The organism is Streptomyces sp. MGP-BFMKR1, from assembly GCF_057766585.1.
This window is the reverse complement of record NZ_CM173408.1, coordinates 1,446,603-1,464,733: the sequence shown is the minus strand read 5'-3', so window position 1 is coordinate 1,464,733 and position 18,131 is coordinate 1,446,603. Positions and strand designations below refer to the sequence as shown.

General features: G+C 75.5%; 12 protein-coding genes. 5 read left to right on the top strand and 7 right to left on the bottom strand.

Features of this window, described 5'->3' with window-relative positions; all coding sequences use genetic code 11:
• Positions 1–172: 172 nt before the first annotated feature.
• From ccrA to AC3CHW_RS05570, 3 genes are all read right to left on the bottom strand, one after another.
• Positions 173–1,510 carry a crotonyl-CoA carboxylase/reductase gene (gene ccrA, locus AC3CHW_RS05580; RefSeq protein ID WP_488469751.1) on the bottom strand — a complete coding sequence of 446 codons (1,338 nt, stop codon included), beginning with the start codon at positions 1,508–1,510 and terminating at the stop codon, positions 173–175.
• Between the two features lie 441 nt (positions 1,511–1,951).
• Positions 1,952–2,770: a TetR family transcriptional regulator gene (locus AC3CHW_RS05575; protein ID WP_381161937.1), complete on the bottom strand. Its 819-nt coding sequence runs from the start codon at positions 2,768–2,770 to the stop codon at positions 1,952–1,954.
• Positions 2,771–2,999: 229 nt separating this feature from the next.
• Positions 3,000–4,811 (bottom strand): 3-hydroxyacyl-CoA dehydrogenase family protein, encoded by a 1,812-nt coding sequence (locus AC3CHW_RS05570; RefSeq protein ID WP_488469750.1) that lies wholly within the window; start codon positions 4,809–4,811, stop codon positions 3,000–3,002.
• Positions 4,812–5,494: 683 nt separating this feature from the next.
• On the opposite strand from AC3CHW_RS05570, the gene AC3CHW_RS05565 reads away from it, so the two are divergent.
• Complete coding sequence (locus AC3CHW_RS05565) at positions 5,495–6,262, top strand: HEAT repeat domain-containing protein (protein ID WP_466294852.1); 768 nt, start codon at positions 5,495–5,497, stop codon at positions 6,260–6,262.
• A gap of 214 nt (positions 6,263–6,476) precedes the next feature.
• On the opposite strand, the gene AC3CHW_RS05560 is transcribed toward AC3CHW_RS05565, so the two are convergent.
• Together AC3CHW_RS05560 and AC3CHW_RS05555 are read right to left on the bottom strand one after the other, a co-directional pair.
• Positions 6,477–7,043: a GNAT family N-acetyltransferase gene (locus AC3CHW_RS05560; protein ID WP_488469749.1), complete on the bottom strand. Its 567-nt coding sequence runs from the start codon at positions 7,041–7,043 to the stop codon at positions 6,477–6,479.
• Positions 7,044–7,130: 87 nt separating this feature from the next.
• Complete coding sequence (locus tag AC3CHW_RS05555) at positions 7,131–8,195, bottom strand: DUF3533 domain-containing protein (protein ID WP_488469748.1); 1,065 nt, start codon at positions 8,193–8,195, stop codon at positions 7,131–7,133.
• A 453-nt stretch (positions 8,196–8,648) separates the two neighbouring features.
• Between AC3CHW_RS05555 and AC3CHW_RS05550 the strand changes: the two genes are divergently transcribed.
• Positions 8,649–12,686 (top strand): DNA polymerase III subunit alpha, encoded by a 4,038-nt coding sequence (locus AC3CHW_RS05550; protein ID WP_488469747.1) that lies wholly within the window; start codon positions 8,649–8,651, stop codon positions 12,684–12,686.
• Entirely contained in the window at positions 12,683–13,930 is a 1,248-nt protein-coding gene (locus AC3CHW_RS05545) for a DNA polymerase Y family protein (protein WP_488469746.1), read from the top strand. The genes AC3CHW_RS05550 and AC3CHW_RS05545 overlap by 4 nt, the downstream gene beginning before the upstream one ends.
• Before the next feature lie 67 nt (positions 13,931–13,997).
• Here AC3CHW_RS05545 and AC3CHW_RS05540 read toward each other — a convergent pair whose 3' ends face one another.
• On the bottom strand, positions 13,998–14,498 hold the full coding sequence (locus tag AC3CHW_RS05540) for an RrF2 family transcriptional regulator (RefSeq protein ID WP_381161947.1): 501 nt from the start codon (positions 14,496–14,498) through the stop codon (positions 13,998–14,000).
• Positions 14,499–14,650: 152 nt separating this feature from the next.
• Here AC3CHW_RS05540 and AC3CHW_RS05535 point away from each other — a divergent pair, with 152 nt between their 5' ends.
• Positions 14,651–15,391, top strand: a complete 741-nt coding sequence (locus AC3CHW_RS05535; RefSeq protein ID WP_488469745.1) for an SDR family oxidoreductase — start codon at positions 14,651–14,653, stop codon at positions 15,389–15,391.
• A gap of 67 nt (positions 15,392–15,458) precedes the next feature.
• Here the strand turns inward: AC3CHW_RS05535 and AC3CHW_RS05530 are convergent, their stop codons facing one another.
• Positions 15,459–16,091 (bottom strand): DsbA family oxidoreductase, encoded by a 633-nt coding sequence (locus tag AC3CHW_RS05530; protein ID WP_176164782.1) that lies wholly within the window; start codon positions 16,089–16,091, stop codon positions 15,459–15,461.
• A 234-nt stretch (positions 16,092–16,325) separates the two neighbouring features.
• Here AC3CHW_RS05530 and AC3CHW_RS05525 point away from each other — a divergent pair, with 234 nt between their 5' ends.
• A complete protein-coding gene (locus AC3CHW_RS05525; protein WP_488469744.1) occupies positions 16,326–18,032 on the top strand; it encodes a carboxyl transferase domain-containing protein in 1,707 nt (568 codons plus the stop codon).
• Positions 18,033–18,131: the final 99 nt, after the last annotated feature.

Here is an 18,131-nt window from a genome sequence, read left to right as displayed (position 1 = left end):
CGCGTCGCGGCTGTGCTTGTCTGTCCGCTCCGCTACGCGTCACGGCTGTGCTGGTCTGTCCGCTCCGCTACGCGTCGCGGCTGTGCCTGTCTGTCCGCTCCGCTACGCGTCGCGGCTGTGCCTGTCTGTCCGCTCCGCTACGCGTCGCGGCTGTGCTTGTCTGTCCGCTCCGCTACGCGTCGCGGAAGCGGTTGATCGCGTCGATGTGCTGGGCGCGCAGTTCCTCGTTGCGGACGCCGAGGCCCTCCTCGGGGGCGAGGGCGAGGACGCCGACCTTGCCCTGGTGGAGATTGCGGTGCACGTCGTAGGCGGCCTGGCCGGTCTCGTCCAGGCGGTAGGTCTTGGACAGCGTGGGGTGGATCTTGCCCTTGGCGATCAGCCGGTTCGCCTCCCACGCCTCGCGGTAGTTGGCGAAGTGCGAGCCGACGATCTTCTTCAGCGACATCCACAGGTACCGGTTGTCGTACTCGTGCGTGTAGCCGGACGTCGAGGCGCAGGTGACGATGGTGCCGCCCTTGCGGGTGACGTAGACGGAGGCGCCGAACGTCTCGCGCCCCGGGTGCTCGAAGACGATGTCCACGTCCTCGCCGTCGGTCAGCTCGCGGATGCGCTTGCCGAACCGCTTCCACTCGCGCGGGTCCTGGGCGTGCTCGTCCTTCCAGAACCGGTAGCCCTCCGCGTTCCGGTCGATGATCGCTTCGGCGCCCATCGCACGGCAGATGTCGGCCTTCTGGTCGTTGGAGACCACGCAGATCGGGTTGGCGCCACCGGCGAGCGCGAACTGCGTGGCGTACGAGCCGAGGCCGCCGCTGGCGCCCCAGATCAGCACGTTGTCGCCCTGCTTCATGCCGGCCCCGTTGCGGGAGACCAACTGCCGGTAGGCGGTGGAGTTCACCAGGCCCGGCGATGCGGCCTCCTCCCAACTGAGGTGGCCCGGCTTCGGCATGAGCTGGTTGGACTTGACCAGGGCGATCTCGGCCAGGCCGCCGAAGTTGGTCTCGAAGCCCCAGATCCGCTGCTCGGGGTCGAGCATCGTGTCATTGTGGCCGTCGGCCGACTCCAGCTCGACCGACAGGCAGTGCGCGACCACCTCGTCGCCCGGCTGCCACGCGTTGACGCCGGGGCCGGTGCGCAGCACGACGCCCGCCAGGTCGGAGCCGATCACGTGGTACGGCAGGTCGTGTCGCTTGGCCAGCGGCGAGAGCTTGCCGTAGCGCTCCAGGAAGCTGAAGGTCGAGACGGGCTCGAAGATCGAGGTCCAGACGGAGTTGTAGTTCACCGAGCTGGCCATCACCGCGACCAGCGCCTCACCCGGGCCGAGTTCGGGCACCGGCACCTCGTCCACGTGCAGGGACTTGCGCGGGTCCTTCTCCCGGGTGGCGAGGCCGTCGAACATCTCGGCCTCGTCCTTGTGCACGGTCACCGCGCGGTACGAGGGGGGCAGCGGCAGGGCCGCGAAGTCCGCGGACGTGCTGTCCGGAGCGAGGATCGCGTCCAGGATTTCGTTCATCGTGGGCCTCCGGCGAAGCGTTTGGGGACGCTTGAGGGAACGCTGGGGTTCAGTGGGGATGCGTGCCGTCGGTTCGGCGGTGCTGACGCGTGGCGGTGCGGGCGTCGCTTCGCTCCGGCCCCGCTTGTGGCGGGGGCCGCGCGGCGATGCGGCGCGAGAGTGCCTGTGACGCAGGCGTCCGGGCGCGCAACGAAGGTGCGGGGACAGCCGACGCGCGACGAATGTCTACGCGCCGGCCGCCCGGACACTCACAACGTATGGCACCGCGTGCCACTCGACAAGACACTGGGTGCCAACAATTTCTCTCACTTGTCATCCACGGTGCACGCATGAGCAACAACGGCCGTCCCGGGTGGGGCGGCCGTCGCGCTGTGCCAGTGGGCGTGCTCGCTGCGTGTCCGTGGCGGAGTCCGTGAGGGGGTCCGCGCTGTGCGGGTGTGTTCAGTCCTGCTGGATGGCCTTCTCGATGGCGTGCAGCACATCGGCCAGCGGCGCGTCCGTGCGCGTCACGGCCACCAGCACCTGACCGTCCGTCGAGGCCAGCGCGGTGGGCCGCTCGGTGCTGGGCCGGTAGGCGCCGAAGCCGGTGCCGAACGTCTTGCGCACGATCGCGAACGCGTGGTCGAGCTGCGCCTCCACGTCGCCCTTGCCCTCGGCGCGCAGCCAGCGCCTGAGCACGTGGTTGTGGGCGGTGACCACCGCGGACGCGGCCACCTCGGCCAGCAACGGATCGTCGTTGCCGTCGCGGTGCGCCGTCTCGTCGAAGTGGCCGAGCAGATAACGGGTGAACAGCCGCTCGTAGCGGGCGACCGAGGCGATCTCCGCCTCCCGCAGCGTCGGCACCTCGCGGGTCAGCCGGTAGCGGGCCACGGACACCTCGGGGTCGGCCGCGTACATCCGCATGACCTCCTTGATGCCCCGGCAGACCGTGTCGAGCGGGTGCTCGTGCGCGGGGGCGGCCTCCAACACGGCCTCGGCGCGCACCAGGGTGTCGTCGTGGTCCGGGAAGATGGCCTCTTCCTTGGAGCGGAAGTGCCGGAAGAAGGTCCTGCGGGCGACGCCCGCCCGGGCGGCGATCTCGTCGACCGTCGTCGCCTCGTAACCCTTGGCCGCGAAGAGGTCCATGGCGGCAGCCGCGAGCTTGCGACGCATGGTGAGTCGCTGGGCGGCGGCGCGCCGGCTGCTGGCGCTCTCGGCGCCCTCGGACGTCTTGCCTGCGGTGGACTGCTGGTGACGGGCGGACTTTACGGGCTGGGCCATGGGGGGAACGTACTGCATTTTTTCCGGGGGCAGGACTGCGCCCCGGGCTCTGGGGCCGCCGCGGGGCGGGTCGCCGGTCGGTTCCAGCAGCCCGCCCCACCCCCGTGCCGGCCCCGGCGGGGGCCGCCGCTCCCGCTCCGGCCGCGGCGGCGGGTGCCGCCCCGGCCCGGCGGGCGGGGCGGCGTCCCCCGTGCTCCCGGTGTTCTCGGTGCCCTCGGCGCCCCCTGGTTCAGGCCCTCGCATGCTCGCGGAAGCCGCGGCCCGTCTTCCGGCCGAGGCAGCCCGCCGCCACCAGGTGTTCGAGCAGCGGGGCGGGCGCGAGGCCGGGGTCGCGGAACTCGCGGTGCAGCACCTTCTCGATGGCCAGCGACACGTCGAGCCCGACGACGTCGAGGAGTTCGAAGGGGCCCATCGGGTAGCCGCCGCCCCACTTCATCGCGGCGTCGATGTCGTCCGGCGTCGCGTAGTGCTCCTGCACCATCTTCACGGCGTTGTTCAGGTACGGGAACAGCAGCGCGTTCACGATGAAGCCGGCCCGGTCCCCGCAGTCCACCGGGTGTTTGCGGATCGCGGCGCACACCGCGCGCACGCTGGCGTGGGTCGCGTCGGAGGTCAGCACGGTGCGCACCACCTCCACCAACTTCATGGCCGGCGCCGGGTTGAAGAAGTGCATCCCGATCACGTCGCCCGGCCGGGAGGTCGCGCGGGCGCAGGAGATGACCGGCAGCGACGAGGTCGTGGTGGCCAGCACCGCGCCCGGCTTGCAGACCTTGTCCAGCGCCTGGAAGAGCCGCTGCTTGACCGCCAGGTCCTCGGCCACCGCCTCCACGGCCAGGTCCACGTCGGCGAACGCGTCCAGCGAGTCGGCCGCGGTGATCCGGGCCAACGCCGCCTCCCGCGCCTCCTCGCTCAACCGCCCCTTGGCCACCGACCGGGCCAGCGACCCGGATATCCGCGCCACCGCCCGCTCTGCCTTGGCCAGGCTCCGGGCGGCGAGCACCACCCGGTACCCGGAGGTGGCGAACACCTCGGCGATGCCGCTGGCCATGGTGCCCGAACCGGCCACGCCCACCGCGTTGACCGGACGCCCGGCGCCCGGCTCGGCGGCGGTGTCCGGGGGGCGAGGTGTCTGGGCGTCCGCCGCCACCACGTCGCTGCCCGGCTCCTGGTACGTGTAGAAGCCGCGGCCCGCCTTGCGCCCGGTCAGCCCGGCCTCGCTGAGCTGGCCCAGGATGGGCGCGGGCGCGTGCAGGCGGTCGCGCGAGGCCGCGTACATCGCCTCGAGGACGGTGCGCGCGGTGTCCACGCCGATCAGGTCGAGCAGCGCCAGCGGGCCCATCGGCAGCCCGCAGCCCAGCCGCATCGCCGCGTCGATGTCCTCGCGGGTCGCGTACTTCGACTCGTACATCGCCGCGGCCTGGTTGAGGTAGCCGAACAGCAGCCCGTCGGCGACGAAACCGGGCCGGTCGCCGACCGAGACGGGCTCCTTGCCGAGTTCGCGGGCCAGTGCGATGACCGAGGCGACGGCCGCCGGCGACGTGAGCACCGAGGAGACCACCTCGACCAGCTTCATGGCCGGCGCGGGGTTGAAGAAGTGCAGGCCGAGGACGCGTTCGGGGCGGGCCGAGTCGGCCGCGAGCCGGGTCACCGACAGCGCGTTGGTGCCGGTCGCCAGGATCGTGTCGGGGCGCACGACGGCGTCCAGCGCGGTGAACACCTCGTGCTTGGTGGCGTAGTCCTCGGGCACGACCTCGATCACCAGGTCCGCGTCGGCCGCGGCGGACAGGTCGGCGAAGACCCGGAACCGGGCGAGCACCTCCCGCCGCTCTTGTTCGGTGATCCGCCCGCGCCGCACGGCCCGCTCGGTGGACGCCGCGAGCGCGGCCACGGCCTGCCGCGCCGCAGCGTCCGCGACGTCGATGCCGATGACCTCGTGGCCCGCGCGGGCCAACACCTCGGCGATGCCGGTGCCCATGGTGCCCAGGCCGACGACGGCGACGGTGCGCAACGGCATGGGATCAGGAGTGGACAAATGGTCCATCACAGACTCCAGGGGGTGTTCCCCGCCTTGTCCCGCGGGGAGAAGTGACGACTGAGGAGTTGGGCGGCCCCTGGTGGGCAACTCTGCCCGTAGGGACTCACCCGGGGGGTGCGCGGCGAAGGCCCTGTCCCGGGGCCGCGCCGAACACCCAAAGCGCCGAACCGACTTCACTCTTCGGCGGCTGCGTCACCAGGCCGCCAGAGCAGGGGTACTGCTCGTGCCGGGGAGCTTAACTCGCCAGTAACCAAGAACACCAGGACCCGTTCTCGCCAGATCCGGGTGGCGCACGTCACAGTGGGCTAGGAGACGGTCACGGACGCGTGACGCGGGGGTGGGTCGGGGTGGCGGAGACGCGCGGCGCCCCGAGGCGGTGGCGCGGTGGTCGTGCCCGTGGCCGTGATCGCGGCCGGTGCCGGCGCGCCGGCGGGCGCGGCGGCTTGGCGCCGGCGTGGTCGGGAGATGGCGGAGGCGGAGACGGCGTGGGCGGTGTGGGGGCGCGGGGCGTCCCGGGCGGTACACGCGTCCGGCGGGTGCGCGAGCGGGCATAAAGCGGGTGACGGGTACGTGCGGGCGAGACGCGGAACGCGGATGCGGATGCGGATACGGAAGACGACGCCGGCCGGGGCGAGGTGGCCGCGGTGGGCACGGACAAGGTCAAGAGCAAGGGCAAGGGGAGGCGGGAGATGGAAGAAGAACTCCGCGAACTGGCGGCCCGAGCGCGGGCGGCACTGACGACAGCGGCCGATCACGCGGCGTACGAGCATCTCCTCGCTCTCGTACGCCAGAACACGCCCGCCGCGCGCGAGGAACTGGCCCGGGTGCTGGTGGCCAACGGCCAGCCGCTGTGCGCCCGGGAGACCGCGGCCTTCGCGCTGGGCTGCGCGGGCGACCGGCGGGCCTTCGAGCCGCTGGTGATGCTCCTCAACTACCGCGACCCGGCGCACTGCGCGACCGCGGCCCGCGCGCTGGCCCGACTCGGCGACCCACGCACCGCCCGCGCGGCGGCGGTGCTGGCCACCAATCCGCTGCGGACGGCCTACGCGCTGCACCCCATCCGGCTCCTGGTGGAACTGCGCGCCCCCGAGTCGGTGCCCGCGCTGGTCACCACGTTGCGGCGGCTGCTGGCCGAGCGCGACCACTACTGGCCGATCGCCCGCGCCTGCGTGGTCGGGCTCGGCGCGCTGGGGGACCGGCGCGCGGCCCCCATCCTGGCGGCGGCGCGCGAGCACGAGCGGTTACGCCCGGAGGCGGAGGCGGCCCTGGCCCAACTGGCCGGCAAGGCGCCGGGAGCGGCCGGCGGGCCGGGACGCGGCGACGGGCGGCGCGACGGGGCGCGCGGCGCCCGCGGCGACGGCCTCAGAGGCGACGGCCCCCGCGGCGGCATCCCGGGACGCCGGGACCCCCGCTCCGCCGCCCGCCCGCCAGGTCAACGCCCGAGGCCGAAGCCCTGAGCCTCGGCGGGCGGACCGCTCGTTCACGGGTGTGGGTGTGGGTGTGGGTGCGGGTGCGAGGTGTGGGCGCGGGTGCGGCGGGTGGGCCGCTCGCCACGGGGTGGGCGTGGGAGTGGGCGGGTGCCTGGGGCGTGTGAGCGGTGGAGGGAACGCTGGCGGGATGGTGCCGCCGGTCGGGGCCGGGGTCGGGGCCCGGGGCGCGGTGTGGTGCGGGCTACGCGACGGAGTGGGTGGCGGTGGGCAGGTCGCGGGCGTAGCGCACCTCGGGCACCTGGGCCCCGGCCACCTCGTAGGACTCCTCGCCGCCGTCGGGGACGAACCCGGCCCGGGCGTAGAAGCGCTCCGCCCGCTGGTTGCCCCGTACGACCCACAGCCGCACCCGGGGGAACTCGCGCTCCGTCAGCCGTCGCAGCGCCTCGGTCAGCAGCGCGTGCCCGATGCCCGCGCCCAGCCGCTCCGGCTTGACGTAGATCGCGTACAACTCGGCGTCCCCGCTCGGCAGGTCCTCGTCCCGGTACGGACCGCAGCAGGCCCACCCCACCACCTCGGTCCCGCCGTCCGCCCCGCCGCCCGGCGCGGGTTCCTCCGCGACCAGGTTGATCACGTCCCCGAGCCCCCGCGCGAAGAACTCCCGCCGCCGCTCGGCGTCTTCGCGCACGCTCATGGCGTCCAGATACGACTGCGGCATGAGCCCCGCGTAGGCGGTTTGCCACCCGCGCACCCGCACGGCGGCCACGGCGTCGATGTCGTCCTCGGTCATCTCACGCACCAGAACATCCATGGTGAGGAGCGTAGTTGGCCCGGGCGGGGGTGATCGACCTGGTTTCCGTCCGGTACGGGGCGCTCTGGCGGGGCGTGCTGCGCGGGCTCAGCGCATCGGCGCGGGCTCCGTGCGCTCCGCGTGTCGCGCGACCGCGTCCTTGCGCCGCATGGCCAGGACCAGGGTGATCACCGTGCCCGCCACCGCCCAGGCGGCCAGCACCAGCAGGGGGCCCGTGATCGCGTTGCCCTGGAAGTAGGCGATCGAGCGGGCCGTCCAGGTGCCCGCGCCCGGGGGGAGGGCGGGGCCGATGGCCTGCCAGAAGTCGGGGAGCAGGGGGTAGGGGTAGGCGCCGCCCGCACTGGGGTTGCCCAGGACGACGATGATCAGGATGGCGAGGCCGATGCCGACGATGCCCGCCAGGCCCTGGCAGGCGAGGGTGGTCGCGCCGACGGCGAAGACCACCAGGGTGCCGAGCCCCCACAGGCCGAGCACGCTGCCGGGCAGTGCGCCGAGCGCCGGGCCCACGATGATGGTGCCGCCCAGGCCGGCCGCGATCGAGTAGAGGGCGAGGGCGCCGAGCCTGATGGCGGCCCGGCTGCCGTTCGCGGGGCGGGCGCCCGCGCTGATGGCGAGCACCGCGGCGCACAGGTAACCGCCCACGCACCAGCCGATGACCAGGTAGAACGAGGACAGGCCACGGCTGTCGTCGGCGGCGGCGGGCACGATGTCCTCGGTGCGTACCGAGCGCTGGTCGGCCTTCTCGGCCCGGGTGACCACCTGCTCGACGGCCTGGGCGAGGGAGGAGCCGGCGCCGCCGGCCACCAGCAGTCGGTCGGTGCTGCCGCGCGGGTCGACGACCAGCGCGGCGTCGACGTCCCGGTGCTTGATCTTGCGCACCGCCTCCGCCTCGCTGCTCACCGCGCGCGGGTCGAGCGGGTCGCCCGGCAGCTTGCCGAGCTTGCTCACCACCTGGTCGCTGGCCTGTTTCGGCGCCACGACGGCAATCGACACATGGTCAGGTTTCGGCCGGTGGAAGGAGCCGACGTACGAGAGGATGAAGGCCAGTTGGAGCAGCAGTACGCCCACGACGAGTAAGGCGGCGCGCGTGGTCACCGCGGCCTTGAGTTCCTCGACGAAGGTGCGGTCAGTGTTCTCGCGCGTCGCCGTCATGGACCGCTCCTCACCCGCTTCACCTGGTCATTCGTCCTCCCCATGGTGACGAGGGCGGCGCCGGCGCGCAGCCTGTGGCGCGCCGATCAGGTGAGGGACCGAGGCGGGGGCGAGGGGGCTGGGCGCGAGGGTGGGGGCGGGAACGGTGTTCGTACGGGTGTTCGATGAGGGGGGTATGGTGGAAGGGAAAGGTGGCGAGAAATAGTCGGTGAGGTGAGTGGTCTCTCGGAGCGAGGCGGCCGGCCGTCCGGCGGCGGCGCGGGCGTGAGGCGCGGGGCGAGCGGGGGAGCCCGGGCGGAGGGGCGGGCCGAGGCCGGCGCCGGCGCGCGGGTCGGGGCGTGGGGCCGGCCGTCGGGGCCGGGGTGAGTGGCCGGGCCGGTGGCGGCGCGGTGGTGGTGAGTGGGGCGCGGCGGTGGGTCGTGGTCAGGTTGGCGAGTGAGGAGGTGCGTGCGGATGCCAGGGTTCACGCATCTGCACGTCGCATCCGGGTTCTCGATGCGGTATGGCGCCTCGCACCCGGAGCGGTTGGCCGAGCGGGCCGCCGAGCGCGGCATGGACGCGGTGGCGCTGACCGATCGGGACAGCCTCGCCGGGGCGGTCCGGTTCGCCAGGGCGGCGTCGGCCGCCGGGGTGCGCCCCCTCTTCGGCGTCGACCTGGCCGTGCGGCCCGCGGCCCCGCGGCCGGGGCGCACCGTCAGGCGGCGAGCCCCGGTACGGGGCGGCGCGTTCGTCGACGAGTCGGCGCCCCGGGTGGTCTTCCTGGCCAGGGACGGGGCGGCCGGGTGGGCCGCGCTGTGCGGCCTGGTCTCCGCCGCGCACGCCGGGGGCGACGCGCGCCCGCTGCTGCACTGGGAGGACCTGGCGGCCGTGGCCGCCGGCATGCCCGCCGCGCTCGCGCCGCTGACCGTGCTGCTCGGCCCCGAGTCCGACGTCGGCCGCGCGCTGTCCGCCGGCCGCCCCGACCGCGCCGCGCGACTCCTGGGCCCCTGGCGCGAACTGTTCGGCGACGCGCTGCGCCTTGAGGCCGTCTGGCACGGCGGGCCCGGCGCGGGGCCGGTGCCCGCGCCCGGCTCGGCCGCCGAGCGCGCCGCGTCCACCGCCTCGGTCGTGGCCGCCGCGCAGTGGGGCCGCGCCGGCTCCAAGCCCTCCGTCGGCGCCGCCGGGCCGGCCACGCTCTCCGCCGCCGGCTCGCCCTCCGGTTCCGGGCCCGGCACGCTGCGGCTCGCCGCCCGTACCGTCGGCTTCGCCGCCGAGCAGGGCGTACGGCCCGTGCTGAGCAACGCCGTGCGGTACGCCGACCCGGGGCAGGGGCCGGTGGCGGACGTGTTGGACGCCGCCCGCAGGCTGGTGCCCGTCCCGCGCGCGCCCGGGGAGCGGGACAGCGGTGAGCGCTGGCTCAAGGGCGCGCACGACATGGCGCGGGTCGCGGAGCGGATCGTGACGGCGGCCGGGTTCCGGCGGGACGCCGCGTACCGGCTGCTCGACCAGACCCAGGCCACGGCCGCCGCCTGCCAGGTGGACCCGGAGGACGACCTGGGGCTCGGCAGCGTCCACTTCCCCGAGCCGCGGCTGGTCGGCGCCGTCGGGCGCACCGCGGAGCGGACGCTGCGCTCGCGCTGCGCCGCCGCCATGGTGCTGCGCGGTTACGACCGCGACCGGACGCGCTGGGAGCGGCTTGAGGCCGAGTTGGACACCATCGAACGGCTCGGCTTCGCCTCGTACTTCCTGACCGTCGCGCAGGTGGTGGACGACGCCCGGGGGCTGGGTGTGCGGGTCGCGGCGCGGGGTTCGGGCGCCGGCTCGTTCGTGGTCCACCTGCTGGGCATCGCGCAGGCCGACCCGGTCGCGCACGGGCTCCTGATGGAGCGCTTCCTGTCCGTGCGACGGGGCGCGCTGCCCGACATCGACATCGACGTGGAGTCGGCCCGCCGGCTCGACGTCTACCGCGCGATCTTCGACCGCTTCGGCGCCGACCGGGTCGCGACGGTCGCCATGCCCGAGACCTACCGGGTGCGCCACGCCGTACGGGACGTGGGCGCGGCGCTCGGCATGGACCCGGGGGAGGTGGACCAGCTCGCCAAGTCCTTCCCGCACATCCGGGCCAAGGACGCCCGCGCGGCCCTGGCCGAACTGCCGGAGTTGCGCGGCGTGGCCGCCCGGATGGGCGACCGGGACCGGCTGTGGGACCTGGTCGAGGCGTTGGACGGGCTGCCGCGCGGGATCGCCATGCACCCGTGCGGGGTGCTGCTCTCGGACGCCACGCTGCGCGCCCGTACCCCCGTGGTGACCAGCGCGGGCACCGGTGTGGGCAGCGGCGGGATGCGGGGGGCGATGGGCGCGTCCCCCGACGAGGGCGACGCCGGCGGCCCCGGAGGGCCGGGCGGGCCCGGGGGTGCGGGCGGAGGGCCGCAGGGCGCGGGCTTCGCCATGTCCCAGTTCGACAAGGACGACGTGGAGGAGCTGGGGCTGCTCAAGCTCGACGTGCTCGGGGTGCGGTTGCAGTCGGCGATGGCACACGCGGCCCGGGAAGTCGTCAAGATCACCGGACGGCCGCTGGACCTGGACGACCCGGCGCAGGTACCGCCGGCCGATCCGGCCACCTACGAGCTGATCAGGTCGACCGAGACGCTGGGCTGCTTCCAGATCGAGTCGCCCGGCCAGCGTGACCTGATCGGACGGCTCCAGCCCGCCACGTTCCACGACCTCGTAGTCGACATATCGCTCTTTCGGCCCGGCCCCGTCGCCGCCGACATGGTGCGCCCCTTCATCGAGGCGCGGCACGGCCGCATCCCGCCCCGCTATCCCCATCCGGACCTGGCGGAGGCGCTGCGCGAGACGTACGGCGTGGTCGTCTTCCACGAGCAGGTGATCGAGATCCTTCGGATCATGACCGGTTGCGACCGCGGGCTGGCCGACGAGGCGCGCCGCGCGCTCTCGGACACCGAGCGGCGCGGCCGGGTGCGCGCGTGGTTCGCGCAGGAGGCCGCGGCGCGCGGCTACGCGGCGCAGGTGGTGGCGCGCACCTGGGAGATCGTGGAGGCGTTCGGCTCGTACGGCTTCTGCAAGGCGCACGCCGTGGCCTTCGCCGTGCCCACGTACCAGTCGGCCTGGCTCAAGGCGCACCACCCGGCGGCCTTCTACGCCGGGCTGCTCACCCACGACCCCGGGATGTACCCCAAGCGGCTGCTGCTCGCGGACGCGCGGCGGCGCGGGGTGCCGATCCTGCCGTTGGACGTGAACCGGTCGGCGGCTGCCCATCGTATCGAACTGGTGTCCGATGGCGGGGGTGGTCGGGGCGGCCGGGACGGTCGGGACGGTCGGGGTGGCACGTGGGGCGTACGGCTCGCGCTCGGTGAGGTGCACGGCATGAGCGAGGCCGAGGCGGCGCGCATCGTGGCGGGCCAGCCCTACACCTCGGTGCGGGACCTGTGGTGGCGCGCCCGACCGGGGCGGCCGGTCGCGGAACGGCTCGCCGAGGTCGGGGCGTTGGACGCGTTCGGCGTCAACCGCCGTGACCTGCTGCTGCACATCGCCGAACTGCACCGGCAGCAACGCGGCCCCCGCGGCGGCGCCCGCACGGGGCGGCAACAGCTCTCCCTGGACGCAGCCGCAGCCGCCGCCGCGACCACGGGAGCCGGGGGCGAGAGGGGCGCGGGCGCCGGCGCCGTGGCGTCGTTCGAGCCCGCCGGGCTGCCCGACCTCGACCCGGCGGAGCGGCTCGGCGCCGAGCTGGGCGTCCTCAACATGGACGTCTCCCGGAACCTCATGGACGACCACCGCGACTTCCTGGAGGAGTTGGGCGTGACGCTCGCGCGGCAACTGGCCTCGGCACGGCACGGCGAGACCGTACTGGTCGCCGGGGCCAAGGCCGCGACCCAGACGCCACCGATCCGCTCCGGGCGCCGCGTCATCTTCACCACCCTCGACGACGGCACGGGGCTGGTCGACTGCGCCTTCTTCGACGATCCGCCGGCGGAGGAGCGCCGCGCCGGCGCCACCCGGGAACGGGGCACCCAGGACACCTGGAGCGGCCGGGGCGAGCGGCCCGGACGCGGCGACCACGGGGCCGCCTCGGGCCACGCGGCGTGCGCGTACACCGTCTTCCACTCCTGGCTGCTGCTGATCAGGGGAGTGGTGCAGCGGCGCGGCCCGCGCAGCCTCAGCGTCGTCGGCGCCGCCGCCTGGGACCTGGCCGAACTGGCCGAGCTGCGCCGCACCGGCGGGCTCGAAGCGGTCGCCGGCCGCCTCGCCGAAGGGGGCGGGCCGGCCCGGGGCGCCGAGGGGGACGGGGCGCGGGGCGCCGACGCGTCCGGTGCGGAGCCCGGCCCGGCGGCGGACGGCTCGCCCGACGCGCCGTCCGGGGACGCCGGGCGCCGCATCCAGTTGCCCAACGGCTACACCATGCACCCCTGGGCCGACCTCCAGCCCGCCGGCGAACGCGCCGCCACGGGGCGCAAGTTGTGGCACTCCAGCCCGGGGAGCGCGGGATGACGCACGAGGGACGAGAAACAGCCGGAGCGGGAGTCGACGCCGCCGCGGCGACCGGCGCGCGGGAGCACCCGCGACCCGTGGAGCCCCCGGCGCCCGGGCCGGTGCTGTGCGTACGGTTCCACGCGCCCGACGGCGGCCCCGTCGGAGAGGACGTCTACGCGGGGCTGCTCGCGCTGCTCGCCGAGCTGACGCCCGTCGTGCAGGCGCTGCCGCCCGACGGGGCGCTGGCGGACGTACGGGGCGCGCTGCGGTACTTCGGCCGGGACGCCGCCGAGTTGGCGGGCATCGTACGGGTGCGGGCGCTGGCCCGGCACGGCGTGGACTGCACCGTCGGCGTGGCCGCGAACCCGCTGCTCGCCCGGATGGCCGCGGCGCAGCCGCCGGCCGGCCGGCGCGCCGACGGGCGCCCGGACCCCGGGTGCGCCGGCGCGGGGTGGGCCGGCCCCGGGTGCGCCGCGCGGGGCGGGGCGGGCGGTGGCCGACGGGGCGGCGCGCGCGGCGGACGGCAGGCGGGGGCCTTGGGCGGCGCGTGCTGCGGGCGCCGGGGCGCGGTGCACACGGTGCCGGACGACCCCCGGGCCGTGGCCGCCTTCCTCGCCCGCAAGCCCGCCACCGCCCTGGACGGGGTCGGCCCGGTGACGGCCCGCACCCTGGACGCGTACGGTCTCGGCGAGGTCGGCCAGATCGCGGCGGCCCCGCCGGGCACCCTGCAACGCATCCTGGGCGCCACGGCGGGGCGGGCGGTCTACGAGCGGGCCCACGGCATCGACCGGGCCCCGGTCACGCCCAACTCCCTGGCCCGCTCCATCGGGGCCGAACACCGCTTTGCCGGCGACGAGTTGGACCCCGTGCGGCGCCGCCGCGCGCTGCTCGCCCTCGCCGACGAACTCGGCTCGCGGCTGCGCGCGGACGGGCAGGTGGCCCGCGCGCTCACGCTCACGGTCCGCTACGCCGACCGCTCCGTCACCACCCGTGGCAGGACCCTGCCCGAGCCAACCGCGCACACCCCGGCGCTGACCTCGCTCGCGTACGCGCTGCACGAGTCGCTGGCGCTGGAGCGGGCCCGGGTGCGGGCGGTGGCGCTGCGCGCCGAGGACCTGACCGCCGCCGAGCGCGCCAGCCGGCAGCTCACGTTCGACCCGGGCGACGACAAGGCCCGGCGGATCGAGGCCGTGACGGACCGGGCCCGCGCCAGGTTCGGGGCCCGCGCGGCCCGGCCGGCGGGGACGGCGGCGGTCGGCTGACCGCCGCCGTCGGGGCGCCCCGCCCGGCGCCGGCGTGCGCGTCCCGGCCGGTCAGCGGTCCGGCCGGTCAGCGGTCGTGCGGCGCGCCGTCGCCCGGGCCCGTCAGCCAGGTGCGGATGCCGGCGAGCGCGGTCGGGCCGTAGTCCTCGTCCACGCCCCGGGCGAGGTCGGCGATCGATATGTCGCGCAGGGCCGCCCGCCAGGCCGCGTCGGCGGTGGCCATGGCGCGGGTGATGGCACACGGCCGGGCGCAGCTCTCCGGGGGCGTCGCCAGCGGGCCGCGCTGGCGGATCTCCGTGCACACGAACGCGGGCCGCGAGCCGTCCACCGCCTCCACCACGTCGAGGACGGAGATCCGCTCGGGGGCCCGGGTGAGCGCGTACCCGCCCGCCTTGCCCTGGACGGAGTTGACCAGGCCCGCGCGGGAGAGCGCCTGCAACTGCTTGGCCAGGTAGCTGCCCGAGACGTCGTGCAGCTCCGCCAGCCGCACCGCGGGCACCGGCTCCGTCGCGGTCGTGAGCACCACACAGCAGTGCAGCGCCCACTCGACCCCGCCCGACAGCTTCACGCCGCACACCTCCTCGGTGCTGGATGGCCCGTTCCCTTGACTCGGACAAAGAATATCCGACTATTATCTCGGACAAGAAGTGTCCGAGTTGGAGGCGCGGCCTCCGACCAACACCGGCGTGCCCTCGGGCACTTGCGTGAAAGGCGAGAGCCATGAAGCTCACCGTCATCGGCGGTACCGGACTGATCGGCTCGCAGGTGGTCCGCAAGCTGGCCGCGGCGGGACACGAGGCCGTGCCCGCCGCGCCGTCCACCGGGGTCGACCTGCTCACCGGCGAGGGGCTCGACCAGGCCCTGACGGGCGCCGAGACCGTGGTCAACGTGGCGAACTCGCCCACGTTCGACGCGGCGTCGCTGGACTTCTTCCGCACCGCCACGGGCAACCTGCTCGCGGCCGGCGAGCGGGCCGGCGTCCGGCACCAGGTGATCCTGTCCATCGTCGGCGTGGACCAGGTGCCCCAACTCGACTACTACCGGGCCAAGACCCTCCAGGAGGAGCTGCTGCGGCAGGGCCCGACGCCCTACTCCATCGTGCGCGCCACCCAGTTCTTCGAGTTCGTCGACGCGGTCCTGTCCTGGACCTCGGACGAGAGCGCTGTCCGCCTGCCCGCCACCCGCGTCCAGCCGATGGCCGCGGCGGACGTCGTGGACGCGGTCGTCGACGTCGCCACCGGCGAGCCGCTGAACGGCGTGCGGGACGTCGCGGGCCCCGAGGTCTTCCCGCTGGACGAACTCGGCAGGATCACCCTGGCGGCCCGGCACGACGGCCGGCCCGTGCGCACCGACGACACCGCCGGCATGTTCGCCGCCGTCACCGGCGACGTGCTCACCGCCGGGCCCGGCGCCCACCTGGCCCGCACGCACTACCGGGACTGGCTGCGCGACACGCGCTGACCAGCCGGGCCAATCGCCCCGGGCCGGGCCGCCTCCGCAGCGGCCCGGCCCCGGGCGCCCCCGCGGGTCACCCCACCGGCTGCCCCAGCAGCTCAAGGAGCGTGTCCACCGACGGCGCGCCCAGCGGCGCGGCCTGCCCGCCGACCACGAACGTCGGCGAGCCCCGCAGGCCGCGCTCCCGCGCCAGGTCGCGGTCGGCCAGCACGCTTCCCGCGTACGCGTCGCTGTCCAGGACCGCCCACATCTCCGCGTGGTCGAGCCCCACCTCGCGGCCCAGCGACACCAGCGCGGCGTGGTCGGCCACGTCCACGTTCTCGGTCAGACAGCCGCGCAGCAACCGCTCGATCATGGCGTCGGCCTGCCCGCGCTCGGCGGCCAGGTGCAGCAGCCGGTGCGCGTCGAAGGAGTTCGCCGGCACCGTACTGGCGGGACGCAGCTCCAGCCCCTCCTGCTGCCCCAGATACGTGATCATCTCGAACTGCCGGAGCGCCGCCCGCCGGCTCTCGTACACGCCGTACTCCACGAGCAGGTCCGCGATGGGCCCGCTCGTGGTCCGCGGGCTGCCGGGATCGAGCTCCAGGCTCCGCCACACGATCTCCACCTCGGCCCGTCCGTCGAACCGGGCCAGTGCCCGCTCCAGTCGCCGCTTGCCGATGTAACCCCAGGGGCAGAGCACGTCCACCCAGACTTCCACCCTCACCGGAAACCCCCTCCGCTCGGCCGACGGCGCCGTTCCACGGGTGCGATCAGCACCATCAGAAAAACGATGCAACTTCAACCGAACCTGAAGTCAAGTTCGCCTTCCGGACTTTCTCCGAACGAGCCCAGGCCCGCACACCCGTCGGACAGGCCGGGGCGGGGCCCGGGCCAGGGCGCTGACCTGGGGCGCGGCAAGCGGCAGCGCGGCGGAACCCGGACGTGGCATGGTGTGCTCATGACCGGAACGCACTCCCGTCCGACCGCGCGCGAACTGATCGAGACCGTCGTCGCCCCCGGGAGCTGGCGCTGCTGGGACGAGCCGGTCACGGTGTCCACCGCCGACCCGGAGTACCGCGCCGACCTGGCGCGCGCCCGCGAGCGCACGGGGCTCGACGAGTCCGTCATCACCGGGAGCGGCCTGCTCGACGGGGCGCGGGTGGCCGTCGTCGCCTGCGAGTTCGGCTTCCTGGCCGGGTCGATCGGGGTCGCGGCGGGGGAGCGGCTGGTACGGGCCGTGCGGCGGGCCACCGCGGAGCGGCTGCCGCTGCTGGCCGCGCCCGCGTCCGGTGGGACCCGGATGCAGGAGGGCACCGTCGCCTTCGTGCAGATGGTGAAGGTCACGGCGGCCATCGCGGCCCACAAGGCGGCCGGCCTGCCCTACCTCGTCCACCTGCGCCACCCCACCACCGGCGGCGTCTTCGCGTCCTGGGGCTCGCTCGGCCACGTCACCACCGCCGAACCGGGCGCGCTCATCGGCTTCCTGGGGCCCCGGGTGCACGAGGCGCTCTACGGCGAGCGGTTCCCCGAGGGCGTACAGGTCGCCGAGCACCTGTACGCCCACGGCCTGGTGGACGCGGTGCTGCCGACGGCCGAACTGCCCGACGCCGCGGCGCGCGCCCTGCGCGTCCTGCACGGCGCCGGCCGGGCCACCGCTCCGACTGCCGGCCGGGCCGGCGACGCCGTGGAAGGGCCGGCCGCCGGACCCGCCGCCGAGGCCCCGGTCGACGCGCCGGCCGACGCGCCGGGGCGCGACGGGACGCCCGGCGACGGTGCGGTGCCCGAGGCCGCCGAGTCGATCCGGCGCTCGCGCCGTCCGGAACGCCCCGGCGTGCGGGCGTTGTTGCGGGTCGCTGCCGATGACGTCACGCCGTTGAGCGGCACCGGCGCCGGGGAGCACGATCCGGGCATGCTCCTCGCGCTGGCCCGGGTGGGCGGCACGCCGTGCGTCGTCCTCGGCCACGACCGGGGCCACCCCGACCCCGACAACGACCCCGACGCCGCCCGCCCCGAGGCCGGCGTCGGGCAGCCGCTCGGCCCGGCCGGGCTGCGTACGGCGCGGCGCGGCATGCGCGTCGCCGCCGAGTTGGGCCTGCCGCTGCTGACCGTCGTGGACACGGCGGGGGCCGCGCTGAGCCAGGCCGCGGAGGAGGGCGGCCTGGCGGGGGAGATCGCCCGGTGCCTGGCCGACCTGGTGACGCTCCCCGCGCCGACGCTGTGCCTGCTGCTCGGCCAGGGCGCCGGCGGCGGCGCGTTGGCCCTGCTGCCCGCCGACCGGGTGCTGGCGGCCCGGCACGCGTGGCTGTCGCCGCTGCCGCCGGAGGGCGCGTCGGCCATCCTGTACCGGACCACGGAGCGGGCCGACGAGGTGGCCGCCCGCCAGGGCGTGCGCTCGGCCGACCTGCTCGCGGCGGGCATCGTGGACCGGATCGTGGAGGAGGCCCCGCGAGCGCGGGAGCGGGAGCGGGAAGAGGCCCAGCAGCGGCCGTCGGACGGCGCCGGCCCGGCGGTGGCGCGGGGGCCCGGCCCGGAGGCGGACGCGGCCGACGCGCCGCACGCGTTCCTGGCCCGCCTCGGCGCGATCCTCGGCGCCGAACTCGCCACCCTCCGCGCCCAGGACCCCGCGGCGCGCCTCGCCGCCCGCCGCGCGGCGGGCCGCGGCTAGCGCACCCGCCCCCCGCGCCGAGACCCGGCCACCGGGCAGCTCCAGCATGTGCCCGGGCCAACCCCACGCCCGGCGGCCCTCGTCGCCCCCTCCGTAGCC